The organism is Rhodopseudomonas palustris (genome assembly GCF_003591005.1).
Classification (GTDB): Bacteria; Pseudomonadota; Alphaproteobacteria; order Rhizobiales; family Xanthobacteraceae; genus Rhodopseudomonas; species Rhodopseudomonas palustris_K.
Map to the genome: position 1 here is coordinate 180,358 of NZ_QYYD01000009.1, position 23,922 is coordinate 204,279.

A 23,922-nucleotide genomic window follows, 5' to 3' on the forward strand; every position below is an offset into this window, starting at 1 on the left:
CTGGCTCATCCTACCACACCCTCACCTGAACGTCTTGCGCGGGTCGAAGGCGTCGCGGACGGCTTCGCCGATGAAGATCAGCAGCGACAGCATGATGGCGACGGCGAAGAAGCCGGTGAAGCCGAGCCAGGGCGCCTGGACGTTGGCCTTGCCCTGCGCAAGCAATTCGCCGAGCGAAGGTGAGCCGGGCGGCAGGCCGAAGCCCAGGAAGTCCAGCGCCGTCAGCGTCATCACCGAGGACGACACGATGAACGGCAGGAACGTCATGGTCGCCACCATGGCGTTGGGCAACAGATGCCGCACCATGATCTTGGCGTTGGACACGCCGAGCGCGCGCGCCGCGGTGATGTATTCGAAGTTGCGGCCACGGAGGAATTCAGCACGCACCAGCCCAACCAGCGACACCCAACTAAACAGCAGCAATATGCCGAGCAGCACGAAGAAGCCGGGCACCAGCACGGAGGACAGGATCAGCAGCAGATACAGCGACGGGATCGCGGTCCAGACTTCGATGAAGCGCTGGAAGCCGAGATCGACCCAGCCGCCGAAATAGCCCTGCACGCCGCCGGCGGCGATACCGATCACCGACGAGATGATCGTCAGGCTGAGGCCGAACAGCACCGAAATGCGGAAGCCGTAGATCAGCCGCGCGACGACGTCACGGCCCTGATCGTCGGTACCGAGCCAATTGTATTCGAGATCGCGGCAGCCCTTGAGGCCCTTCTTCTCGACCACCGCCTTGCACTCGGCCTCGGTCAGCATCCAGGTCGGCTTCGACGGTGCCGGCGTCGGCAGATCGAGATTATGCGTGCCGTAGGAATAGCGGATCGGCGCCCAGATGATGCTGCCGCCCTTGTCGGCAATCAGCTTCTGCAGATAGGGATCGCGATAGTCCGCGGCGGTCTCGAAATCGCCGCCGAACGTCGTCTCCGAATAGGTCACCACCGCGGGGAAATAGAAGTGGCCGTCGAACCGGATCAGCAGCGGGCGATCGTTGGCGATGAATTCGGCGAACAGCGAGACGCCGAACAGCACCAGGAAGATCCAGAACGACCAGTAGCCGCGCCGATTGGCCTTGAAGTTCTGCCAGCGGCGGCGGTTGAGCGGCGACACCGACAGCCGGTGCCGGGTCGGCGGCACGGCTTCGCCGAGCGGCGCCTGCGTGGTGCTTTCGACCGGTTCGCGTGCGATCAGCGTCATCAGACTTCCCGCGCCTCGAAATCGATCCGCGGATCGATCCACATATAGGTGAGATCAGAGGCCAGATTGACCACCAAACCGACCAGCGAGAAGATGAACAGCGTGCCGAACACCACCGGATAGTCGCGATTGAGCACGCTTTCAAAGCCGAGCAGGCCGAGACCGTCGAGTGAGAAGATGGTCTCGATCAGCAGCGAGCCGGAGAAGAAGGCGTGGATGAAGGCGCCGGGGAAGCCGGCGATCACGATCAGCATCGCATTGCGGAAGATGTGGCCGTACAGCACCTGGGTTTCGCTGCAGCCCTTGGCCCGCGCCGTCATGACGTATTGCTTGCGGATCTCGTCAAGGAACGAGTTCTTGGTCAGCAGCGTCATGGTGGCGAAGGCGCCGAGCACCATCGAGGTCAGCGGCAGCGCCAGATGCCAGAAATAGTCGAGGATCTTCCAGTACCAGGGAAAGTGGCTCCAGCCGTCGGAGGTCAGTCCGCGCAGAGGGAACCAACTGAAGAACGAGCCGCCGGCGAACAGGATGATCAGCAGGATCGCGAACAGAAAGCCCGGAATCGCGAAACCGACGATGATCACCGCCGAGGTCCAGGTATCGAACTTCGAGCCGTCCTTCACCGCTTTGCGGATGCCGAGCGGGATCGAGATCAGATAGGTCAGCAGGGTCATCCAGATGCCGAGCGACATCGACACCGGCAGCTTCTCCTTGATCAGCTGCAGCACGCTGACGTCGCGGAAGTAGCTTTTGCCGAAATCGAACCGGGCGAAATTCCACAGCATGATGGCGAAGCGCTCGGGCGCCGGCTTGTCGAAGCCGAACTGCTTCTCCAGGCTCTTGACGAATTCAGGATCGAGCCCCTGCGCGCCCCGATACTTCGAATTCACCGCGTCGGACGACGCGCCGGCCTGCGGCCGGCTGCCGAAGTCACCGCCGGACGAGCCGGACACCCGAGATGCCGCACCGGTGTCGGCGCCGGACAGTTGGGCGATCACCCGCTCGACCGGGCCGCCCGGCGCGAACTGCACCACCGTGAAGGAGACGAACAGGATGCCGAGCAGCGTCGGCACCATCAGCAGAATGCGGCGGAGGATATAGGACGCCATCTACTTCGCCTCGCCCTTCGGATCGCTGCGCTCGGCGACGGGGTTGCTCTTCGCCCACCATAGGTCGGGTGCGTTGACGCCGGTGTATTTCGGCAAGTTCGGCGGATGCTCGAATACGTCCCAATAGGCCAGCCGGTGGGTGGACGAGTACCATTGCGGCACCCAATAACGGCCGACGCGGATCAACCGGTCGAGCGCCCGCGCCGCGATCACCAGCTTGGCGCGGGTGTCGGCGGCGATCACCTGGTCCATCATCGCGTCGATCGCCGGGTCGGCGATGCCGGCGAGATTGTTGGAGCCCTTGGTGGCGGCCGACTGCGACGAGAAGAAGTTGCGCAGCGCATCGCCCGGCACGGTCGAGAAGCTGAAGCGCTCGATCGCCATGTCGAAATCGAAATCGTCGCGGCGCGCCCGCGCCTGCACGGGATCGACCAGCCGCACCGTCGCCTCGATGCCGAGCGTACCGAGGTTCTTGACGAACGGCATGTGGTGGGCCTGGAACGCCGGCTCGTCGAGCAGAAACTCGACATGGAATGGCTCACCGCTCGGCATCAGCCGGCGACGATCCTTGATGACGAAGCCCGCTTCCGTCAGCAACTGAACGCCGCGGCGGAGCAGCGTACGGTCCTGACCCGAGCCATCGGAGGCCGGGGGCATGAACGCAGGGCCGAACACCTCGTCCGGCACCTTGCCGCGGAACGGCTCGAGCAGCGCCAGCTCTTCCGGCGACGGCGGGCCGACCGCCATCATGTCGGAGTTCTGGAACGGCGACACCGTGCGCGCATAGGTGCCGTACATGATGGTCTTGTTGGTCCATTCAAAATCGAACGCGCAGCCGATCGCCTCGCGCACGCGCGGATCCTTGAACTTGTCGCGCCGCGTGTTGATGAACCAGCCCTGCGCTCCAGATGGTGTCTCGTCGGGAAGCTGCTCGCGCTTGACGCGGCCGTCGCGGATCGCCGGGAAATCGTAGCGTGTGTGCCAGATCCGCGAGGTGAACTCCTCGCGATAGAGATACGAGCGGCCGGAGAAGCCCTCGAAGGCGACGTCGCGGTCGCGATAGAATTCGTAGCGCACCGTGTCGAAATTGTTGGCGCCGATGCTCACCGGCAGCTTCTCGCCCCACCACCCCTTGACGCGCTCGAACGAGATGTAGCGTCCGGACTCCAGCGGCCCGACCTTGTAGGGGCCGCTGCCGAGCGGCACGTCCATCGTCGATTCGTCGAACGGGTGCTTGGCGTAGTACGCCTCCGAGAAGATCGGCAGCCCGGCGACGAACAGCGGCACGTCGCGGCCGCGCTTCGGCGCAAACGTCACCACCAGTGTGGCCTCGTCGGTCGCCTCGGCCTTGATGAAGTCGCGCAGCTGCTGGGTGATGATCGGGTGGCCCTTGGCCTTCAGCGTGTTCAGCGAGAACGCCGCATCCTTCGCGGTCAGCTTGCTGCCGTCGTGAAACCTCGCCTCGGGCCGCATCGTGAACCGATAGGTCAGTCCATCGGCGGAGATCGCGACGCTGGACGCCGCCAGGCCGTACATCGCATCCGGCTCGTCGCCGGCCCGCGCCATCAGCGACACGAAGGTCAGCCCCATGCCCTGGGCACCGTCGCCCTTGAGGATGAAGGCGTTCAGCGAATTGAAGGTCTGGAACGACTGGTTGAACGCGCGCACCGACGGGATGGTCGAGAACACCCCGCCCTTCGGCGCGCTCGGATTGACGTAGTCGAAATGCTTGAAGTCGGCCGGGTACTTCAGGTCGCCGAACGCCGACATGCCGTGCGCCACACTCTCGCCTTCGGCTGCAAAGGCGGGAGTGAACTGCGTCGCCGCCAAAGCGCCGACGCCGATGACGAGAACATCGCGGCGGCTCAGCTGCGCCATGCGCGGGCGGCCCCTCAAGAGCGCCGGCCGATCTTGGCGGCCTTGTCGCCGTCGTACCACCACAGCGAGGGCAGGCCCGAGCGCGCATATTTCGGCAGTTCGGCGCGGCCGAAGCGGTCCCAGCGCGCATAGCGCATGAAGCCGTAGGTGAACTGCGGCACGACGTAGAAATTCCACAGCAGCACGCGGTCCAGCGCCCGCGTCGCCGCCACCAGCGTGGGGCGATCCTTGGCGAAGATCACCTTCTCGATCAGCGCGTCGACCGCGGAATTCTTGATGCCGATGGTGTTGCGCGAGCCTTGCTGATCGGCCGCCTGCGAGCCCCAATATTCGCGCTGCTCGTTGCCGGGCGAGAGCGACTGGCCCCACAGATCGGTGATGATGTCGAAGTCGAAGGCGCGGATGCGGTTCTGATACTGCGCATCGTCGGCGACGCGGATCGACACGGTAACGCCGAGCCGCTCCAGCGACGGTTTGTAGAACAGCGAGATGCGCTCCGACGACGGATCCTGCACCAGCACCTCGACAACGACCTGCTTGCCGGACGGATCGACCAGCTTGCGGTCCTTGATGTCGAAGCCGGCTTCTTTCACCAACCGCATCGCTTCGCGCAGATTGCCGCGCACGGCTTCCGGATTGCCGCCGACCGGGTTGCTGTAGGCTTGCGTGAACAGCTCGGCCGGCACCTTGTCGCGCACGGTTTCGAGAATCGCCAGTTCGTCACCCTGTGGCAAGCCGCTGGACGCGAGCTCGGTGCCCTCGAAGTAGCTGTTGATCCGCTTGTACTGGCCGTAGAACAGCTGCTTGTTCATCTCCTCGAAATCGAACGCGTAGTTGAAGGCGCGTCGCACCCGGGCGTCCTTGAACATGTCGCGGCGGGTGTTGAGCACGAAGGCCTGCATCCGGCCGGAATCGTTGATCGGGAACTCCTCCTTCACCACGCGCTTGTCGGCGACCGCGGGGAAATCGTAGGCCGTCGCCCACTGCTTGGCGGAGTTCTCCATGATCCAGTCGGCCTGATCGGCCTTGAAGGCTTCGAGCGCGACGGTGTTGTCGCGGAAGAATTCGAAGCGCAGCTCGTCGAAATTGTTCTGCCCGACGCGCACCGGCAGCTGCTCGCCCCAGTAATTCTTGACCCGCTCCAGCACGATCGAGCGGCCGGCGACGAACTCCTTGATGCGATACGGCGCCGAGCCGAGCGGCGGCTCCAGCATCGTCGCCGAGACATCGCGCTTGCGGCCCTGCGCGTCGGTGCCTTCCCACCAATGCTTCGGCAGCACCATCAGCTCGCCGACGATGGTCGGCAGTTCGCGATTGCCGGGACCGTCGAAGGTGAAACGGATATCGCGCTCGCCGGTCTTTTCGGCCTTGACGACGTGTCGATAATACGAGGCGTAGCGCGGGCTGAACTTCTTCAGCGTATCGAACGAATACACCACGTCATCGGCGGTCACAGGTCTGCCATCGTGCCAATGCGCATTGGGGCGCAGCCGATACACCACCCAGGAGAAATCGTCCGGATGCGCGGCCGATTCGGCCAGCAGGCCATATTCCGTGCCGACCTCGTCCTGCGACTGGGTCATCAGTGTTTCGTAGATGTAGCCCACCGCCGGCGCGATGTTGCCCTTCACGCCCGCGACCGTGAGGTTGAAGTTGTCGAAAGTGCCGATCGAGATCTGCCGCGCTACGCCCCCCTTCGGCGCGTCCGGGTTGACGTAGTCGAACCGCTTGAAATCGGCCGGGTACTTGACCTCGCCGAACAGCGACAGCCCGTGCCGCCAGGTCAGCTGGTCAGCCCCCTCAGCCGCCGCAGGCGCGCTCGTCAGCAGGCCGGAGCCGAGGCCGAGCACAGGGGTGGCGGCTGCCGCAGCGCCGGCCTGCAGAAGATGTCGTCGGGTCAAAGTCACGGTTGGGAATTCCTGTCTGGCTCGAACTGGCACGATCGAATCTGATTTCAGCACATCGTCGCAGGACGTGGGTCTTAAGCTTTAGACATCAAGGACCCTACTCAAGCCGCAATATAAGGCGGGGATTCGGCCGATTATGCCGGATTTTCCAAAGGATAGCACCCCGCGCCCCAAGCCGTTGCGGCGAAACGTCCCGATCAGCCAGGCGTGACGCACGCAAAAACGGCCGGGGAAGCCCCGGCCATTCGATCGATCGCGTCGGATCCCGAAAACCTAGCCGGAAATGCGGCCTTCGGTTTGGTCACTTCCGTCTCCACGCGTCATGCCCGGCCTTGTGCCGGGCATCCACGCCTTGCTGCCGGAAATGCCGTAAAGGCGTGGATGGCCGGGACGAGCCCGGCCATGACGGAGTTTGTTAGTCAATCAGGCGATCGAAATTTGGCTGTGAACTCGGCCGGAGTTTCCGTCAGCCCCTGAGGTCCGCCTGTGCCGACGCCGCTATTTGGCGGCGGTCGGGATGGCCTCGGGCTTGTCCGAATTCTTATTGAGGTAGGCGATCAGATCGGCACGTTCCTTGTCGTTGGAAATGCCGGCAAAGCTCATCGCGGTGCCGGGGATATAGCCCTTCGGGCTGGCAAGGAACTTGTTGAGCTCCTCGAACGTCCACTCGCCACCCTTGGCCTTCATCGCGGCCGAGAAATTGAAGCCACGGCCCTCGCCACGCTTCTCCCCGACGATGCCATAGAGGTTGGGGCCGACGCGGTTGGGGCCGTCTTTTTCGAAGGTATGGCAGGCGCCGCACTTCTTGGCGGAGGCCATGCCCTTTTCGACCGACGCCGTCTGCAGCAAATTCTCGATCGGCTCGGCGGGCGCGGCAGGCGCAGCGTCCTTGCCTGGCGCCGGCTCAGCTTCCTTGACGGCGATCGCGTAACCCTGTTTCTCGACCTTGTCCGGGGTGAAGATCGCCTTGGCGGCGAAGTTGGTCAGCAGCAACACCAGACAGGTGGCAAGAACGGCGCCGAGAATCTTGTTGAGTTCGAAAGAATCCATTTTCGCTCGCGCTCCCGTCAGACCGAGTCTGGTTGAGACTACGTCTGGATTGTTTTTCGTTGGCAATCGCAACTGTTCTTTGCTTGATGAGATATCGGTTTGCCCCTGCTCTTGCAACCCGTATAAGACCTGTCATTCGCGGCCTTCCACCAGCCTGATACCGTCCCGGTAGCCGCCTTGGCCGGCCGGTTTTGCCATGAGGCGGGACTCGCGCCCGCACCCCCAATGACCTCTCCGCGCACGCTCGTTCTGATCCCTGCCCGCATGGCCGCGACCCGCCTGCCCGGCAAGCCGCTGCTCGACATCGCCGGCAAGCCGATGATCGTTCAGGTGCTGAAGCGCGCCCTGGCAGCAGGGATCGGGCGGGTCGCGGTGGCGACCGATACGCCAGCGATCGCCGACGCGGTCCGGGCGCATGGCGGCGAGGTGGTGATGACGCGGGCGGATCATCCCTCCGGATCGGACCGCATCCACGAGGCGCTGCAGACGCTCGACCCGGACCGCAGCATCGAGACGGTGATCAATTTGCAGGGCGACTTTCCGACCATCGGGCCCGAACAGATCGGCGCGGTGCTGACTCCGCTCGCCGACGCCGCGGTCGACATCGCGACGCTGGCGGCAGAGATCCATACCGAGGAAGAAGCCACCAATCCGAACGTGGTGAAGGTGATCGGCTCGCCGATCGCGCCGAACCTGCTGCGCGCGCTATATTTCACCCGCGCCACCGCGCCGTATGGCGATGGCCCCCGCTATCATCACATCGGCCTCTACGCCTATCGCCGCGCCGCGCTCGAGCGCTTCGTGGCGTTGCCGCCCTCGCCGCTCGAACAGCGCGAGAAGCTCGAGCAATTGCGCGCGCTCGAGGCTGGCATGCGCATCGACGTCGGCATCGTCGACGCGGTGCCGCGCGGCGTCGACACCCCGGCCGATCTCGAAACGGCTCGGCGCGTGCTCGGCGGCTGAGCTCGCCTCTGGCGAAAACCGCTGCGGCTGCTAGAACGCCGGCCAGAAACCAGGACTGCCATGACCAAGACCTTGAAAATCGCCTTCCAGGGCGAGCCCGGCGCCAATTCGCACATTGCGATCAGCGACGCCTATCCGACCGCCGAAGCGCTGCCCTGCGCCACTTTCGAGGACGCACTCGCGGCCATCAGCTCGGGCGAAGCCGATCTCGGCATGATTCCGATCGAGAACTCGGTCGCCGGCCGCGTCGCCGACATCCACCATCTGCTGCCGCAGTCGGGCCTGTTCATCGTCGGCGAATGGTTTCTGCCGATCCGGCATCAGCTGGTCGCGGTGCCGGGCGCCAAGCTCGAAGATATCAAGACCGTCGAGAGCCACGTTCACGCGCTCGGCCAGTGCCGCCGCATCATTCGCAAGTTCGGCTTCAAGCCGATCGTCGCCGGTGACACCGCCGGTTCGGCGCGCGACATCTCGCAGCGCGGCGACAAGAGCTGCGCGGCGATTTCGTCACGGCTGGCGGCGCAGATCTACGGTCTCGACATTCTGGCCGAAGACATCGAGGACGAAGCGCACAATACCACGCGCTTCGTGGTGCTGGCGCGGGAGCCGCGCTGGGCCGCGCAGGGCTCGGGGCCGCTGGTGACGACGTTTGTCTTCCGGGTGCGCAACCTGCCGGCGGCGCTGTACAAGGCGCTCGGCGGCTTCGCCACCAACAGCGTCAACATGACCAAGCTGGAAAGCTACATGGTCGACGGCAATTTCTTCGCCACACAGTTCTACGCCGACGTCGACGGCCACCCCGAAGACCGCAACCTCGCCTTCGCGCTGGAAGAGCTGAAGTTCTTTTCCCGCGAATTCAGAATCGTCGGAGTCTACCCCGGCCATCCGTTCCGGGCGACGTTTACGGAGCGGTGAGGTTCTTCATCGCGACAAGACTACCCCCGTCATTGCGAGCGAAGCGAAGCAATCCAGCCAAGTACACTGAACTGGATTGCGTCGTCGCTTCGCTCCTCGCAATGACGAAACGCTTGCGCCCGAATCAACTACGCCGCCGCCTGCTGCTGCTTGAAGGCTTCCGCCAACAGCGTGTAGCTGCGCTTGCGGGCTTCGTGGTCGTAGATCGCGGTGATCACCATCAATTCGTCGGCCCGGCTCGCCTCGATCAGCGGCTGCAGCATCTGCACCACCCTGGTCGGTCCGCCGACGAACAGCCGCGACCGGTTGCGGGCGATCGAGGCGCGGTCGGCGTCGGTCAGCGGGATCGCCTGCGCCTCCTCGACGCTCGGCAGCGGCACGTAGCGACCGCGATCGCGTAGCAGCCGGCTGACATCCATCGACTGCGCCAACCGCTCCGCTTCGGCATCGGTCTCGCCGACCACCGCCGCAACCGCCAGTATGCCGTGCGGCGCGCTGCGCCAGCGCGTCGGCTGGAACCGCGCACGATAATGCGTCAGCGCTTCGATGGCGTCGTAGGACGCGAAGTGATGCGCGAAGGCGAAGCCCATGCCGACCTGTGCGGCAAGCTCCGAGCTGTAATCACTGGAGCCGAGCAGCCAGATCGGCGGCAGCGGCACGTCATTGGGCATCGCCGTGACGTTGTTATAGGGATGGCCGGCCGGGAAGCCGCCCGTCTCCCACAGCATCAGTTCCTGCAGCCTTTCCAGGAAGTCGTCACCCTCGCGGACATCGAGCCGACGACGGAGCGCGTGCATCGTCGCCTGGTCAGTGCCGGGCGCCCGACCGATGCCGAGATCGATTCGGCCGGGAAACAGCGCCTCCAGCATCTTGAAGCGCTCTGCAACCGTCAGCGGCGCGTGATTGGGCAGCATCACGCCGCCGGAGCCGACGCGAATGCGCTCGGTCGCCGCGGCGATCTGGCCGATCATGATCTCGGGTGCCGGGCTGGCGACGGACGGCAGATTGTGATGCTCGGCCAGCCAATAGCGCACGTAGCCGATCCGGTCCGCGTGGCGGGCCAGATCGATAGAGTTGCGCAGCGCCGCCGCAGGCGGCGTGGCGGACGTGACGACCGAGAGGTCGAGAATGGAGAGCGGCAACATCTCCTTAAGCTAGGGCACGCGTGATCGTTGCGCAAAGGTAGCGGGCTAAGAAATTCGCCGTAGGCAAGAAGCCAATCCAGAGTGTGGGCAGAAGCAGAGGGCTGCCGGGTGCGTCCATCCTGCGGGTACTGCCGTTTCGGCGGATTGGAGACCGCATAACTGGCCTACGGCACTCGCAGAGCATGCATCTACGCTCAAATTCTGCCCACACCCTTTCAGAGAACTCCTCCAAATTGCATTCTAAAATGCCTCGTTGGGCAAATTCCCACAACAAAGGCGCCAGAAGTGGGCTAGCCGACAGGCCGGGTTCGTCCTAAGTTTCTGCAGCTATCGCACTGCCGCATGATTGGGGAACGCGATGGGCTGGGTTGCTGCACTCTCGCACCAATCAACCGCTGACCACCGACCGCCATCCTGGATGACGTGCCATGACCGACCTGCTGCCGCACCCGCCCGCAATCTCCTTCGAGTTCTTCCCACCGAGGAGCGAGGAGATGGAGCGCAATCTTTGGCAAGCGATCAGCCGGCTGGCCCCGCTTGCACCGCGCTTCGTCTCGGTCACTTACGGCGCCGGCGGCTCGACGCGCGAGCGCACGCATTCGACCATCGCCCGCATCCTGCAGGAAACCAGCCTGACGCCGGCGGCGCACCTCACCTGCGTCGACGCGCCCTGCGCCGATGTCGACGACGTGGTCGAGCGCTATCATGAGGTCGGTGTCCGCCACATCGTGGCGCTGCGCGGCGATCCCTCGAGCGGCCTCGGCGGCGCCTATTGCCCGCACCCGCAGGGCTACCGCAGCTCGGCCGATCTGGTTGCGTCGATCAAGCGTCGGCATCCGGACATCGACGTCACCGTCTCGGCCTATCCGGAGAAGCACCCGGAAAGCGCCAGCTTCGACGCCGATCTCGATATGCTGGAGGCCAAGGTCGATGCCGGCGCCAGCCGCGCCATCACCCAGTTCTTCTTCGACAACGATCTGTACTTCCGCTATCTCGACCGCGTCCGCGCCCGTGGCATCAATATCCCGATCGTCCCCGGGATCCTGCCGGTGCAGAACTTCAAGCAGGCGTCGAACTTCGCGACCCGCGCCGGCGCCAGCGTGCCGGACTGGCTGGCCAAGCAATTCGAGGGCCTCGACGACGACCCCGACACCCGCAAGCTGGTGGCCGCGACGGTGGCGGCCGGCCAGGTGCACAAGCTCGCCAAGCACGGCGTCGACACTTTCCATTTCTACACGATGAACCGCGCGGACCTGGTGTTCGCCATCAGCCACCTGCTCGGGCTCCGGCCGCAGACCGCAAGGCAAGCGGCATGAGTTTGCGACTGACATCTCCGCGCGCACAGCGCGCCCCCTCTCCCCTCTGGGGAGAGGGCTGGGGTGAGGGGGCAGCGGCGCCGATGATCACGCGCACCGAACGTACACCAATGGCCAGGCGCTTGCGTCGCCAGCCGACCGAAGCGGAAGCGCTGCTGTGGCATCGTTTGCGCAATCGCCAGCTCGATGGCTGGAAATTCAAACGACAATTTCCGATCGACCGTTTCGTCGTCGACTTCTGCTGTGCCGACGCACGGCTCGTGGTCGAACTCGACGGTGGGCAGCATGGGCAGCAGACCGAGCGCGATGCTGCGCGGACGGAGGTGCTGTCTGCCATGGGCTATCTGGTGGTTCGCTTCTGGAATCATGACGTGTTGTCGAATGTCGACGGCGTGCTCGAGTCGATTGCCCGAACGATCAAGCCGCATGCGTTCGATCCCCCTCACCCCAACCCTCTCCCCGATGGGGAGAGGGAGTCGCGCTGAGTATTTCGCACATGTCGAGACCCACAAACCCGATCGCTGATCGTATTCGTTCACTCGCCGCCGAACGCATCCTGGTGCTCGACGGGGCGATGGGGACGATGATTCAGGCGCGGCAGTTCGACGAGGCGGCGTTCCGCGGCGAGCGCTACAAGGATTTTCATCGCGACTTGCGCGGCAACAACGACCTGCTGATTCTGACCCAGCCGCAGGCGATCGAGGAGATCCACGCCGCGTATCTGCGCGCCGGCGCCGACATCGTCGCCACCAACACCTTCTCGTCGACCTCGATTGCGCAGGCCGATTACGACCTCGCCGAGATCGCCTACGAGATGAGCCGCGAGGGTGCCCGCCTCGCCCGCAACGCCGCCACCAAGGTCGAAGCCGAAGACGGCAAGCCGCGCTTCGTCGCCGGCGCGATCGGCCCGACCAACCGCACCGCCTCGATCTCGCCCGACGTCGCCAACCCCGGCTATCGTGCCGTGACCTTCGACGATCTGCGCATCGCCTATGGCGAGCAGATCAACGGCCTGCTCGACGGCGGCGCCGACATCCTATTGCTCGAGACCATCTTCGACACGCTCAACGCCAAGGCGGCGCTCTACGCGATCGCCGAGATCACCGAAGCGCGCGGCATCGACGTGCCGGTGATGATCTCCGGCACCATCACCGACAAGTCCGGCCGCCTGCTGTCGGGACAGATGCCCGAGGCGTTCTGGAATTCAGTGCGCCATGCCAAGCCGCTGACCATCGGCTTCAACTGCGCGCTCGGCGCCAAGGATCTACGCGCCCACATCGCGGATATCGGCCGCGTTGCCGATACGCTGGTGTGCGCCTATCCCAACGCCGGTCTGCCCAACGAATTCGGCCAATACGACGAGAGCCCGGAATACATGGCGTCGCTGGTCGGCGAATTCGCCGAAGCCGGTCTCGTCAACATCGTCGGCGGCTGCTGCGGCACCACGCCGGCGCATATCAAGGCGATCGCGGATGCGGTGGCGCCGCACAAGCCGCGCGCGATCCCCGCCATCGAGCCGCGGCTGCGTCTGTCCGGCCTCGAACCCTTCGACCTGACCCGCGACATCCCGTTCGTCAATGTCGGCGAGCGCACCAACGTCACCGGGTCGGCGAAATTCCGCAAGCTGATCACGGCCGGCGACTACGCGGCGGCGCTGCAGGTGGCGCGCGATCAGGTCGAGAACGGCGCGCAGATCATCGACGTCAACATGGACGAAGGGCTTCTGGATTCTGAAGCCGCGATGGTCACCTTCCTCAACCTCGTCGCCGCCGAGCCGGACATCGCCAAGGTGCCGGTGATGGTGGACTCGTCGAAGTTCAACGTCATCGAGGCCGGGCTGAAATGCCTGCAAGGCAAGCCGGTGGTGAACTCGATCTCGCTCAAGGAAGGCGAGGACAAGTTCGTCCATGAGGCTAGCATTGCGCGCCGCCACGGCGCCGCCGTGGTGGTGATGGCGTTCGACGAGACCGGCCAGGCAGATACTTACGCGCGCAAGACCGAGATCTGCAAACGCGCTTACGACATCCTGGTCGAGCGCGTCGGCTTTCCGCCCGAAGACATCATCTTCGATCCGAACATCTTTGCGATCGCCACCGGCCTCGAAGAGCACAATAATTACGGCGTCGACTTCATCGAGGCGACGCGCTGGATCCGCCAGAACCTGCCCCATGCGCACGTCTCGGGCGGCGTCTCCAACCTCTCCTTCTCGTTCCGCGGCAACGAGCCGGTACGCGAGGCGATGCACTCGGTCTTCCTGTATCACGCCATCAAGGTTGGCATGGATATGGGCATCGTCAATGCCGGGCAGATGATCGTGTACGACGACATCGATCCCGAACTGCGCCAGGTGTGCGAAGACGTCATCCTGAACCGCGATCCGAGCGCCTCCGAGCGGCTGCTGGCGCTCGCCGAGAAGTATCGCGGGCAGGGCAAGGCGGTGAAGGAGCAGGATCTCGCCTGGCGTTCCTGGCCGGTCGAGCAGCGGCTCAGCCACGCGCTGGTGCACGGCATCACCGAATATATCGAGGCCGACACCGAGGAAGCGCGACAAAGCGTCGAGCGACCGCTGCACGTGATCGAGGGGCCGCTGATGGCCGGCATGAACGTGGTCGGCGACCTGTTCGGCGACGGCAAGATGTTTCTGCCGCAGGTGGTTAAGTCGGCCCGCGTGATGAAGCAGGCGGTCGCTTATCTGATGCCGTTCATGGAGGAGGAGAAGGCGCGCAACCTCGCCGCCGGCACCGACCTCGGCGAACGCGCCACCGCCGGCAAGATCGTGCTCGCCACCGTCAAGGGCGACGTCCACGACATCGGCAAGAACATCGTCGGCATCGTGCTCCAGTGCAACAATTTTGAGGTGATCGACCTCGGCGTGATGGTGCCGGCCGCCAGGATCATCGAGACCGCCAAGGCCGAGAATGCCGACATCGTCGGCCTGTCCGGCCTGATCACGCCGTCGCTCGACGAGATGAGCTTTCTCGCCGGCGAGCTGCAGCGCAACGGCATGAACGTGCCGCTGTTGATCGGCGGCGCCACCACCAGCCGCGTCCACACCGCGGTGAAGATCGATCCGGCCTACCCGGCCGGCAGCGTGGTGCACGTCAATGACGCCAGCCGCGCGGTCGGCGTCGCCTCCTCGCTGCTGTCGCGCGAACGCGGCCCGGGCTACGCGGCCGAGATCCGCGCCGACTACGCCAAGATCACCGCGGCGCATCACCGCGCCCAGGCCGACAAGAAGCGGTTGCCGCTCGCTGTCGCCCGCGCCAATGCGGTGAAGATCGACTGGAGCGCGCACCAGCCGATCAAACCATCGTTCCTCGGCGTGCGCCGCTTCGCCAACTATCCGCTGGCGGAGCTGGTCGAGTACATCGACTGGACGCCGTTCTTCCAGAGCTGGGAATTGGCCGGTCGCTTTCCCGCGATTCTCGACGACAAGGTCGTCGGCGAAGCCGCGCGCTCGCTCTATGCCGACGCGCGCAAGATGCTGGACCGCATCGTCGCCGAGAACTGGTTCACCGCCAAGGCCGTGATCGGGTTCTGGCCGGTCAACGCGTCCGGCGACGACATCATCATCTACGCCGATGACGAGCGCGAGGCTTCGATCGGCGCGCTGCACACGCTGCGCCAGCAGCTCGAGAAGCGCGAGGGCCGGGCCAATTCGGCGCTTGCCGATTTCATCGCGCCGCGCGGCGTGCCCGACTATATCGGCGGCTTCGTCGTCACCGCCGGCATCGGCGAGGACGTCGTCGCCGACAAGTTCAAGAACGACGGCGACGACTACTCGTCGATCCTGGTCAAGGCGCTGGCCGACCGGCTCGCCGAAGCTTTTGCCGAACGGATGCACGCCCGCGTCCGCCGCGAATTCTGGGGCTATGCGGCGGATGAGGCGCTGGCGCCTGACGAGCTGATCCTGGAGAAGTATCAGGGCATCCGCCCGGCCCCCGGCTATCCGGCGCAGCCAGACCACACCGAGAAGGCAACGCTGTTCCGGCTGCTCGATGCCGAAGTCAACGCCGGCGTGACGCTGACCGAGAGCTACGCGATGTGGCCGGGCTCGTCGGTCTCCGGCCTGTACTTCAGCCATCCGCAGAGCGCTTATTTCGGCGTCGGCAAGATCGAGCGCGACCAGGTCGAGGACTATGCAAAGCGCAAGGGCTGGACGCCGGCCGAGGCCGAGCGCTGGCTTGCCCCGGTGCTGAACTACATCCCGGAGCACGCGCCGGACGCCCCGCGCAAAGTCGAGCCGATGCCGCCGCTGGCGCCGGTCGGCGACACGCTGCCGACCGCCGAGGAGGTCAGCGACCTGCCGGCGCATCCACCGGGCTGCAACTGTGCGGTGCATCTGGCGTGGCGCAAGAAAGCGGTCGGCGCCAAGTAACGAGCGCCGCATAGACGCTTCCAGGCGGTTCCCCGGATGCGCTCGCTCCGGCTGGATGGCAACGCCTGCACATCATGCGAGCGACGGAACGATGCCTCGCGGGACACGTTGCCGGACGAGGAAACAACATGGAGCTTCGTCTCATGATCAAGTCACTCTCCGCCGGCCTGTGTCTCCTCGCACTGACCGGATCGCTCGCGTTCGCGCAGCCGAGCCAGAGCCAGGGCGGCGGCAACGCCGGAACCGGCGGCACGTCCGACTCCACCATGCAGAAGGGAACCACGAGCGGTACCGGGACGACCGGCGCCGGCTCCGCAACTTCCGGCAGCATGGCCAAGCCGGGTGACGCCATGCACAATAATGGCATGAAGAAGAACAGCGGCACCAGCGCAGCCGGCGGCAGCAACTCAAAGTAACACGCGCCAGTCTGGCCAACCTCTGACGCCGCGCTCAAATTCGGGCGCGGCGTTTGTGTGTCTGCATTCCGTCGCACCGTTTACGCGCTGCTGACCGGGGCCGTCATGACGTGAGGATTTGCACGGAGCGATCGCGACACCAACTGCCTTCCGTGCAGCGCAGATTCACCGCCTGGGGCGCCCTCACTCCGTCCCTCTCCTGTCAGCGGCAAAGGGAGGGCGCTGCAATGCGGGGCTGATCTGCCGAACTAATCGTCCTGGAATGTCAGCGGATGCTGAATGGTGGCTTTCGCTCACTCGCCCTCGTCGCTCGCCAGCAGGCCCTTCACCGCCCTGCCCCAGCCTGCGAGCTTGCGTTCGCGGGTGGCTTGGCTCATCGCCGGACGGAAGCGGTGGTCGAGACGCCAGTTGTCGGCGAACTTGCCGGGCTCTGGGAAGACGCCGGCGCTGAGGCCGGCGAGGTAGGCCGCGCCGAGCGCGGTGGTTTCCTGGATCACGGGGCGGTCCACCGGCGCGTTGAGGAGGTCGGCGAGGCGCTGCATGGTCCAATCGGAGGCAGCCATGCCGCCGTCCACGCGCAGCACCGGCGGAGCGGCGTCTGCCGCGGACCAGTCATCGCGCATCGCGGCCCACAGGTCATAGGTCTGGTAACACACGCTCTCCAGCGCGGCGTGCGCCAGCTCGGCCGGGCCGGTGTTGCGCGTCATGCCGAACAGCGCGCCGCGCACCCGCGGATTCCAATACGGCGCGCCCATGCCGACGAAGGCCGGCACCAGATACACGCTTTGCATCGGATCGGACTTGTCGGCGAGCGGGCCGGTCTCGCTGGCGTGCTTGATGATGCCGAGGCCGTCGCGCAGCCATTGCACGGCGCTGCCGGCGACGAAGATCGATCCTTCCAGCGCATAGGTGCGCTTGCCGCCGAGCTGATAGGCTATCGTCGTCAGCAGCTTGTTGTGCGAGCGCACCGGCGTGGTGCCGGTGTTGAGCAGCGCGAAGCAGCCGGTGCCGTAGGTCGACTTGATCATGCCGGGCGTGAAGCAGGCCTGGCCGATGGTCGCAGCCTGCTGATCGCCGGCGATGCCGCGGATCGCGATCGGCGCGCCGAACAGCTCGTAGTCGCTGTCGCCGAAATGCGCCGAGGAATCCTTCACATGCGGCAGCATCGAGCGCGGCACGCCGAGCAGCTTCAGGAGATCGTCGTCCCACTCGCCGGTGTGGATGTTGAACAGCAGCGTGCGCGATGCGTTGGTGGCGTCGGTGGCATGGACGCGGCCGCCAGTCAGCCGCCACAGCAGATAGCAGTCGATGGTGCCGAAACGCAGTTCGCCGCGCTCGGCGCGGGCTCGCGCGCCGGGGACGTTGTCGAGCAGCCAGGCGACCTTGGTGCCGGAGAAATACGGATCGATGATCAGCCCGGTCTTGTCGGTGATCATCGGCTCATGGCCATCGGCCTTCAGTTTGGTGCAGAACTCCGCGGTGCGGCGATCCTGCCAGACGATGGCGCGATGGATCGCCTTGCCGGAGATGCGATCCCACACCACCACCGTTTCGCGCTGATTGGTGATGCCGATCGCCGCGATATCGGCGGCGGAAGCGCCGGCCTTGTCCATCGCCTCGCGGCAGGTCGTCAGCGTCGAGGACCAGATATCCTCGGGTTCGTGCTCGACCCAGCCGGACGCCGGAAAATGCTGCGGGAATTCGCGCTGCGCCGAGGCGGCGATCGAGATGTCCTCGCGAAACAGGATCGCGCGCGACGAGGTGGTGCCCTGATCGATGGCCATCACGAAAGACATGAGCGTTCGTCCCGGAAGCTGGATGGAGGAAAAAGTTTGGCCGCACACCACCCGATCGCGCCGGCGCCGTCAATATCGGCGGTTTCGGCGGCGCGGGGCCGCGATCCCTCTTCATTCCGGCGCTGGAGTGTGGTTTGTCGAGGTGCGATCCAGGCTTTGGATGGTGGGCGGCCTTCGTTTCGTCATTGCGAGCGAAGCGAAGCAATCCAGCCCGGTGCACTGAACTGGATTGCTTCGTCGCTTCGCTCCTCGCAATGACGGCCCGTTGGTGATGGACCCGCTGCTGAAAATCGTGATCGTCGACGAGAACCCGGTGCGCGCCGCGATCCTCACCGAGGGGCTGCGCGAGGCCGGGCTGTCGCAGATCACGCATCTGGCCGCCACCACCAATCTGCTGGCGCGGGTCTACGAGATCGACCCCGACGTCATCGTCATCGATCTGGAAAATCCCAGCCGCGACATGCTGGAGCAGATGTTCCAGGTCAGCCGCATCGTCAAACGGCCGATCGCGATGTTCGTCGACCAGAGCGATACCGCCTCAATCCAGGCCTCGGTCGATGCCGGCGTGTCGGCCTACATCGTCGATGGGCTGAAGAAGGAGCGGATGAAGCACGTGCTCGATTTGTGCATCTCGCGCTTCAACGCGTTCGCCAAGCTCGAGACCGAACTCGACCGCGCCCGTAGCGCGCTGGAAGACCGCAAAGTGATCGACCGCGCCAAGGGCATCCTGATGAAGGCCAAGGGACTGAGCGAGGAGCAGGCCTATGTGCTGCTGCGCACCGCGGCGATGAACGAGAAAAAGAAAATCGCCGAGATCGCCCAGTCGGTGGTCACCGCGTCGGAGATGCTGAAATGAGCGAGCGGCTGCGCATCGGATTTATCCCGCTGGTCGACGCCGCGGCGCTGATCGTCGCCGTCGACAAGGGATTCTGCGCGCAGGAAGATCTCGACGTCGAGCTGGTGCGCGAGATCTCCTGGGCCAATGTGCGCGACAAGTTCAACATCGGGCTGTTCGACGCCGCGCATCTTCTGGCGCCGATGGCGGTGGCCTCCAGCCTCGGCATCGGCCACATCAAGGTGCCGGTGATCTCCGGCTTCGGCCTCGGCGTCAATGGCAACGCCATCACGGTGTCACCGGATCTGCACGCCGCGATCGCCGCGCATGTCGACGGCGATATTTCCGATCCGGCGGTGTCGGCGCGGGCGCTGGCGCGCGTCGTCGCCGAGCGCAAGACCAAGGGGCTGGAGCCGCTGATCTTCGGCATGACCTTCCCGTTCTCCAGCCACAACTATGATCTGCGGTTCTGGATGGGCGCAGGCGGCGTCGATCCCGACGAGGACGTCCGGCTGGTGGTGCTGCCGCCGCCGTTCATGGTCGAGAGCCTCGCCGGCAAGCATCTCGACGGCTTCTGTGTCGGCGCGCCGTGGAATTCGGTGGCGATCGATCTTGGCATCGGCCACATCCTGCATTTCACCAGCGAGCTGTTTCAGCGCGCCGCCGAGAAGCTGCTGGCGGTGCGCGCGTCGTGGGCCGAAGGCCATCCCGACACGCTGCTGCGGCTGATCCGCGCGCACGACCGCGCCGCACAGTTCATCGAGTACGAAGCCAACCGCGACGAGGTCTGCGCGCTGCTCACCGCGCCGGGCCGCATCGAAGTGACGCCCGAGCTGATCCGCCGCACGCTCGACGGCCGGTTGAAGGTTTCGCCGGACGGCACCTATCGCGAGACCGGCCGCTATCTCTTGGTCGGCCGCGAAGCCGCAGCGCGGCCCGACCCGGTGCAGGGCGCGTGGAATTACGCCCAGATGGTACGCTGGGGCCAGGCGCCGCTGTCGGCGGAGTTACTTGCCGCCGCCAAGGCGGTGTTCCGCCCCGACCTCTACGACGCCGCAGTCGGCGCCACGCCAATCCTGCCCCTCGCCCCCGCCGACGGCATCGGCGAATGCACCGGCTCGAGCTTCGATCCGGACGATATCGCCGGCTATCTGTCGGCGCTGGAAATCCGGCGCTGAGGCGAAGTCACCTCTCCCCGCGTGCGGGGAGAGGTCGGCCCCGCGGAGCGCAGCGTGGCCGGGCCGGGTGGGGGGGCGCCTCCGAGCGGCCGAGCCTTTCGACTGTGTCCCGCTGTAATGATTAGTTGGAGCGCCCGGCCCCGCGGCGACGCCCCCTCATCCCAGCCTTCTCCCCGCACGCGGGGAGAAGGAGCGCGCCGCGCTCCCGGCGGCTCTCTGCCCTGATGCGCTGCACAAATCATCATCACTCTGCTTAGTCATGCTGCGCGACTGCGCATCGTTTGCGGCCGGCTCAAATTTCGACGCCGACGGCCAACTCTATGCAACTCCTCACTAATCACCCTCCCCGCGCAACTGGCACGGTTTTCGCTACTCCTAATGCGGGTCACCGGTGGGTGTCCCGGCGTCCATCGACCAACTCCGACAGCAACGCTGCTGTCCTGGCCCGCACTGCCGCGGCCAGGCAGCAGCGTTTTTTTTGTGAGTTCGGTGGCGCCCGCATCACGGGCAACAGGGTCGCGCGACCCCAGCAGGGAAAAGGGCAACGATGACGATCAGCAAGGACGGCCTCGGACGCAAACTCAGCCGCCGTCAACTCCTGAAGGCGAGCGGTGGTGCAGCCGCACTGCTCACCGCAGCGAAGGTGAACTTTCCCGCCGGCGCCTTCGCGCAGGACGCCGGCCCTGAAGTGAAAGGCGCGCGGCTCGGATTCATCGCGCTGACCGACGCCTCGCCGCTGTTCGTCGCCAAGGAGAAGGGCATCTTCGCCAAATACGGCATGCCCGACGTCAGCGTGGAGAAGCAGGCCTCGTGGGGCACGACGCGCGACAACCTCGTGCTCGGCTCCGAAGGCAACGGCATCGACGGCGCGCACATCCTGACGCCGATGCCGTATCTGATTTCGGCCGGCAAGGTGACGCAGAACAACGTGCCGACGCCGATGTACATTTTGGCGCGGCTCAATCTCAACGGCCAATGCATCTCGGTCGGCAAGGAATATGCGGACATCAAGGTCGGGCTCGACACCGCGCCGTTCAAGGTCGCACTGGAGAAGAAGAAAGCGTCCGGCAAATCGGTGAAGGCGGCGATGACCTTCCCGGGCGGGACGCACGATCTGTGGATCCGCTATTGGCTCGCCGCCGGCGGCATCGACCCCGACAAGGACATCGAAACCATCGTGGTGCCGCCGCCGCAGATGGTGGCCAACATGAAGGTCGGCACGATGGACTGCTTCTGCGTCTGCGAGCCGTGGAATCTGCAGCTGATCCATCAGAATATCGGCTACACCGCCATCACTACCGGCGAACTCTGGAACAAGCATCCGGAAAAATCGCTCGGCATGCGCGCCGCCTGGGTCGACAAATATCCGAAGGCGGCGAAAGCGCTGCTGATGGCGGTGATGGAAGCGCAGCAATGGTGCGAGAAGCCGGAGAACCGCGACGAGATCGCCGCGATCTGCGCCAAGCGGCAGTGGATCAACTGCCCCGTCGACGACATTACCGATCGCGTCAACGGCAAGTTCGACTACGGCACCGGCAAGGTGGTCGAGAACTCGCCGCACATCATGCGGTTCTGGGACGACTACGCGTCCTACCCGTATCAGAGCCACGACCTGTGGTTCATGACCGAGGACATCCGCTGGGGCAAGTATGAGCCCGGCTTCGACAGCAAGGCGCTGATTGCCAAGGTCAACCGCGAGGATCTGTGGAAGGACGCCGCCAAGTCGCTCGGCGTCACGGACCTGCCGGCCTCGACGTCGCGCGGCAAGGAGACGTTCTTCGACGGCAAGGTGTTCGATCCGGAAAATCCTGCTGCGTATCTGAAGTCGCTGTCGATCAAGCGCGTCGAAGCCTGACGATCACACCAACGATCATTGGGCCGCGCGTGCGGCGCGGCCCTCCCCTTCATGACGACGGAGTTTCGCCCCGATGTCGATGACCGCCCTGAAATCCGAGACCGAGACCGTCACCGCGCTCACGCCGCCGTCGTCCGCCGTGGTGACGATGCGGCCGAAGCGGCAGCCGCGCGCCGACAAATACATCAAGACCGCACGCGAGATCGCCGCCCGGGTGATCCCGCCGCTGGTCGTAGTCACGCTGCTGATGGTAATTTGGGAGTTGATGTGCAGGCAGGCGGGCTCGGCGCTGCCGCCGCCATCCAAGGTCTATGCCGACACCAAGGAGCTGATCTTCGATCCGTTCTTTGATCGCGGCGGCATCGACAAGGGGCTGTTCTGGCACCTCAGCGCATCGCTTCAGCGCGTCGCGTTCGGCTACTCGCTCGCCGCGATCGCCGGCATCGCGCTCGGCACGCTGGTCGGCCAGTCGGTATGGGCGATGCGCGGACTCGATCCGATCTTCCAGGTGCTGCGCACCATCCCGCCGCTGGCCTGGCTGCCGCTGGCGCTCGCCGCCTTCCGCGACGGTCAGCCCTCGGCGATCTTCGTGATTTTCATTACCTCGATCTGGCCGATCATCATCAACACCGCAGTCGGCATCCGCAACATCCCGCAGGACTACCGAAACGTCGCCGCGGTGGTGCAGCTCAATCCGCTGGAGTTCTTCACCAAGGTGATGCTGCCGTCGGCTGCGCCCTACATCTTCACCGGCCTGCGCATCGGCATCGGGCTGTCGTGGCTGGCGATCATCGCCGCCGAGATGCTGATCGGCGGCGTGGGCATCGGCTTCTTCATCTGGGACGCCTGGAATTCCTCGCACATCAGCGAAATCATCCTGGCGCTGTTCTATGTCGGCATCATCGGCTTCGTGCTCGACCGCATGATCGCGGGGCTCGGCCGCATCGTCACCCACGGCACCTCGGCCGGTTGAGGAGCAACAGCATGACCGCTTATCTCAAGCTCGATCACATCGACAAGACGTTTACCCGAGGCGCCGCGACGACCGAAGTGCTGAAGGACGTCTGCCTCGACATTGCCAAGGGCGAATACGTCTCGATCATCGGCCATTCCGGCTGCGGCAAGTCCACGCTGCTCAACATCGTCGCCGGGCTGACCGATGCCACCACCGGCGGCGTGCTGCTGGAGAACCGCGAAGTGAATTCGCCGGGGCCGGACCGCGCCGTCGTGTTCCAGAACCACAGCCTGCTGCCGTGGCTGACCGTGTACCAAAACGTCCGGCTCGGCGTCGACAAGGTGTTCGCCAAGACCAAGAGCCGAACCGAGCGCCACGACTGGACACTGCATAACCTGAACCTCGTGCAGATGGGCCACGCCAAGGACAAGCGCCCCTCGGAAATCTCCGGCGGCATGAAGCAGCGCGTCGGCATCGCCCGCGCGCTGGCGATGGAGCCGAAGGTGCTGCTGCTCGACGAGCCCTTCGGCGCGCTCGACGCGCTGACGCGTGCGCATTTGCAGGACTCTGTGATGGCGCTGCACCAGAAGCTGGGCAACACGATCCTGATGATCACCCACGACGTCGACGAAGCGGTGCTGCTCAGCGACCGCATCGTGATGATGACCAACGGCCCCTCGGCGCGAATCGGCGAAGTGCTCGACGTCCCCCTGCCGCACCCGCGCAAGCGGCTCGAACTGGCCACCAACGCGACGTATCTCAAGTGCCGCCAGCGCGTGCTGGAATTCCTGTACGAGCGGCACCGCTTCATCGAGGCGGCGTGAGGATCAACCGGCGCCAACACAAGTAACAGCGTCATTCCGGGGCGCGAACGAAGTGAGCGAGCCCGGAATCCATAACCACCGCCGGGAGTATGGATTCCGGGCCTGGGCCCCCCCACGGGGGGCTCCCGGGTTTGCGGGGTGTTGTGTGGGGAGCGGGAGTCCGGGGCGACCCGCAATTCGAGGGCAGCGCAGGCATACATAA

General features: G+C 65.1%; 18 protein-coding genes. 11 read left to right on the top strand and 7 right to left on the bottom strand.

Going from position 1 to position 23,922, the window contains the following annotated elements; translation table 11 throughout:
- Window positions 1–21: 21 nt before the first annotated feature.
- The 5 genes from D4Q52_RS10975 to D4Q52_RS10995 all read right to left on the bottom strand — a co-directional run bounded on the left by D4Q52_RS10975 (window position 22) and on the right by D4Q52_RS10995 (window position 7,144).
- Window positions 22–1,200: an ABC transporter permease gene (locus D4Q52_RS10975; RefSeq protein WP_119856587.1), complete on the bottom strand. Its 1,179-nt coding sequence runs from the start codon at window positions 1,198–1,200 to the stop codon at window positions 22–24.
- Window positions 1,200–2,309, bottom strand: coding sequence for a microcin C ABC transporter permease YejB (locus tag D4Q52_RS10980; RefSeq protein ID WP_119856588.1), 1,110 nt, complete (start codon window positions 2,307–2,309; stop codon window positions 1,200–1,202). The genes D4Q52_RS10975 and D4Q52_RS10980 overlap by 1 nt, the downstream gene beginning before the upstream one ends.
- A complete protein-coding gene (locus D4Q52_RS10985) occupies window positions 2,310–4,187 on the bottom strand; it encodes an extracellular solute-binding protein (protein ID WP_119856589.1) in 1,878 nt (625 codons plus the stop codon).
- Window positions 4,188–4,201: 14 nt separating this feature from the next.
- A complete protein-coding gene (locus D4Q52_RS10990) occupies window positions 4,202–6,094 on the bottom strand; it encodes an extracellular solute-binding protein (RefSeq protein WP_119856590.1) in 1,893 nt (630 codons plus the stop codon).
- Window positions 6,095–6,592: 498 nt separating this feature from the next.
- Window positions 6,593–7,144: a c-type cytochrome gene (locus tag D4Q52_RS10995; RefSeq protein ID WP_119856591.1), complete on the bottom strand. Its 552-nt coding sequence runs from the start codon at window positions 7,142–7,144 to the stop codon at window positions 6,593–6,595.
- A gap of 225 nt (window positions 7,145–7,369) precedes the next feature.
- Here D4Q52_RS10995 and D4Q52_RS11000 point away from each other — a divergent pair, with 225 nt between their 5' ends.
- Both D4Q52_RS11000 and D4Q52_RS11005 read left to right on the top strand, forming a co-directional pair.
- Window positions 7,370–8,107: a 3-deoxy-manno-octulosonate cytidylyltransferase gene (locus D4Q52_RS11000; RefSeq protein ID WP_119856592.1), complete on the top strand. Its 738-nt coding sequence runs from the start codon at window positions 7,370–7,372 to the stop codon at window positions 8,105–8,107.
- Between the two features lie 60 nt (window positions 8,108–8,167).
- Window positions 8,168–9,022, top strand: coding sequence for a prephenate dehydratase (locus D4Q52_RS11005; protein WP_119856593.1), 855 nt, complete (start codon window positions 8,168–8,170; stop codon window positions 9,020–9,022).
- Between the two features lie 128 nt (window positions 9,023–9,150).
- Here the strand turns inward: D4Q52_RS11005 and D4Q52_RS11010 are convergent, their stop codons facing one another.
- Window positions 9,151–10,167: an LLM class flavin-dependent oxidoreductase gene (locus D4Q52_RS11010; protein ID WP_119856594.1), complete on the bottom strand. Its 1,017-nt coding sequence runs from the start codon at window positions 10,165–10,167 to the stop codon at window positions 9,151–9,153.
- Window positions 10,168–10,595: 428 nt separating this feature from the next.
- On the opposite strand from D4Q52_RS11010, the gene metF reads away from it, so the two are divergent.
- The 4 genes from metF to D4Q52_RS11030 all read left to right on the top strand — a co-directional run bounded on the left by metF (window position 10,596) and on the right by D4Q52_RS11030 (window position 16,277).
- Window positions 10,596–11,483, top strand: a complete 888-nt coding sequence (metF, locus tag D4Q52_RS11015; protein WP_119856595.1) for a methylenetetrahydrofolate reductase [NAD(P)H] — start codon at window positions 10,596–10,598, stop codon at window positions 11,481–11,483.
- An 83-nt stretch (window positions 11,484–11,566) separates the two neighbouring features.
- Window positions 11,567–11,968, top strand: coding sequence for an endonuclease domain-containing protein (locus tag D4Q52_RS11020; RefSeq protein WP_119856596.1), 402 nt, complete (start codon window positions 11,567–11,569; stop codon window positions 11,966–11,968).
- An 11-nt stretch (window positions 11,969–11,979) separates the two neighbouring features.
- A complete protein-coding gene (gene metH, locus D4Q52_RS11025; protein ID WP_119856597.1) occupies window positions 11,980–15,861 on the top strand; it encodes a methionine synthase in 3,882 nt (1,293 codons plus the stop codon).
- A gap of 143 nt (window positions 15,862–16,004) precedes the next feature.
- Window positions 16,005–16,277, top strand: a complete 273-nt coding sequence (locus D4Q52_RS11030) for a hypothetical protein (RefSeq protein WP_119856598.1) — start codon at window positions 16,005–16,007, stop codon at window positions 16,275–16,277.
- 293 nt (window positions 16,278–16,570) lie between these two features.
- Here the strand turns inward: D4Q52_RS11030 and glpK are convergent, their stop codons facing one another.
- Window positions 16,571–18,073 (bottom strand): glycerol kinase GlpK, encoded by a 1,503-nt coding sequence (gene glpK, locus D4Q52_RS11035; protein ID WP_119856599.1) that lies wholly within the window; start codon window positions 18,071–18,073, stop codon window positions 16,571–16,573.
- 271 nt (window positions 18,074–18,344) lie between these two features.
- Between glpK and D4Q52_RS11040 the strand changes: the two genes are divergently transcribed.
- From D4Q52_RS11040 to D4Q52_RS11060, 5 genes are all read left to right on the top strand, one after another.
- The gene (locus tag D4Q52_RS11040) at window positions 18,345–18,929 is read left to right on the top strand and encodes an ANTAR domain-containing response regulator (RefSeq protein WP_119856622.1); all 585 of its coding nucleotides are present in this window, start codon (window positions 18,345–18,347) and stop codon (window positions 18,927–18,929) included.
- Window positions 18,926–20,086 (top strand): CmpA/NrtA family ABC transporter substrate-binding protein, encoded by a 1,161-nt coding sequence (locus D4Q52_RS11045; protein ID WP_119856600.1) that lies wholly within the window; start codon window positions 18,926–18,928, stop codon window positions 20,084–20,086. The genes D4Q52_RS11040 and D4Q52_RS11045 overlap by 4 nt, the downstream gene beginning before the upstream one ends.
- A gap of 547 nt (window positions 20,087–20,633) precedes the next feature.
- The gene (locus D4Q52_RS11050) at window positions 20,634–21,941 is read left to right on the top strand and encodes a CmpA/NrtA family ABC transporter substrate-binding protein (protein WP_119856601.1); all 1,308 of its coding nucleotides are present in this window, start codon (window positions 20,634–20,636) and stop codon (window positions 21,939–21,941) included.
- 73 nt (window positions 21,942–22,014) lie between these two features.
- Window positions 22,015–22,914: a nitrate ABC transporter permease gene (gene ntrB, locus D4Q52_RS11055; protein ID WP_119856602.1), complete on the top strand. Its 900-nt coding sequence runs from the start codon at window positions 22,015–22,017 to the stop codon at window positions 22,912–22,914.
- A gap of 11 nt (window positions 22,915–22,925) precedes the next feature.
- Complete coding sequence (locus tag D4Q52_RS11060) at window positions 22,926–23,720, top strand: ABC transporter ATP-binding protein (protein ID WP_119856603.1); 795 nt, start codon at window positions 22,926–22,928, stop codon at window positions 23,718–23,720.
- Window positions 23,721–23,922: the final 202 nt, after the last annotated feature.

What these genes read in the sequence shown, in the direction of transcription:
- D4Q52_RS10975 (WP_119856587.1), bottom strand. Translation starts at nt 1,200, where the DNA reads ATGACGCTGATCGCACGCGAACCGGTCGAAAGCACCACGCAGGCGCCG.
- D4Q52_RS10980 (WP_119856588.1), bottom strand. Translation starts at nt 2,309, where the DNA reads ATGGCGTCCTATATCCTCCGCCGCATTCTGCTGATGGTGCCGACGCTG.
- D4Q52_RS10985 (WP_119856589.1), bottom strand. Translation starts at nt 4,187, where the DNA reads ATGGCGCAGCTGAGCCGCCGCGATGTTCTCGTCATCGGCGTCGGCGCT.
- D4Q52_RS10995 (WP_119856591.1), bottom strand. Translation starts at nt 7,144, where the DNA reads ATGGATTCTTTCGAACTCAACAAGATTCTCGGCGCCGTTCTTGCCACC.
- D4Q52_RS11000 (WP_119856592.1), top strand. Translation starts at nt 7,370, where the DNA reads ATGACCTCTCCGCGCACGCTCGTTCTGATCCCTGCCCGCATGGCCGCG.
- D4Q52_RS11005 (WP_119856593.1), top strand. Translation starts at nt 8,168, where the DNA reads ATGACCAAGACCTTGAAAATCGCCTTCCAGGGCGAGCCCGGCGCCAAT.
- D4Q52_RS11010 (WP_119856594.1), bottom strand. Translation starts at nt 10,167, where the DNA reads ATGTTGCCGCTCTCCATTCTCGACCTCTCGGTCGTCACGTCCGCCACG.
- metF (WP_119856595.1), top strand. Translation starts at nt 10,596, where the DNA reads ATGACCGACCTGCTGCCGCACCCGCCCGCAATCTCCTTCGAGTTCTTC.
- D4Q52_RS11020 (WP_119856596.1), top strand. Translation starts at nt 11,567, where the DNA reads ATGATCACGCGCACCGAACGTACACCAATGGCCAGGCGCTTGCGTCGC.
- metH (WP_119856597.1), top strand. Translation starts at nt 11,980, where the DNA reads ATGTCGAGACCCACAAACCCGATCGCTGATCGTATTCGTTCACTCGCC.
- D4Q52_RS11030 (WP_119856598.1), top strand. Translation starts at nt 16,005, where the DNA reads ATGATCAAGTCACTCTCCGCCGGCCTGTGTCTCCTCGCACTGACCGGA.
- glpK (WP_119856599.1), bottom strand. Translation starts at nt 18,073, where the DNA reads ATGTCTTTCGTGATGGCCATCGATCAGGGCACCACCTCGTCGCGCGCG.
- D4Q52_RS11040 (WP_119856622.1), top strand. Translation starts at nt 18,345, where the DNA reads ATGGACCCGCTGCTGAAAATCGTGATCGTCGACGAGAACCCGGTGCGC.
- D4Q52_RS11045 (WP_119856600.1), top strand. Translation starts at nt 18,926, where the DNA reads ATGAGCGAGCGGCTGCGCATCGGATTTATCCCGCTGGTCGACGCCGCG.
- D4Q52_RS11050 (WP_119856601.1), top strand. Translation starts at nt 20,634, where the DNA reads ATGACGATCAGCAAGGACGGCCTCGGACGCAAACTCAGCCGCCGTCAA.
- ntrB (WP_119856602.1), top strand. Translation starts at nt 22,015, where the DNA reads ATGTCGATGACCGCCCTGAAATCCGAGACCGAGACCGTCACCGCGCTC.
- D4Q52_RS11060 (WP_119856603.1), top strand. Translation starts at nt 22,926, where the DNA reads ATGACCGCTTATCTCAAGCTCGATCACATCGACAAGACGTTTACCCGA.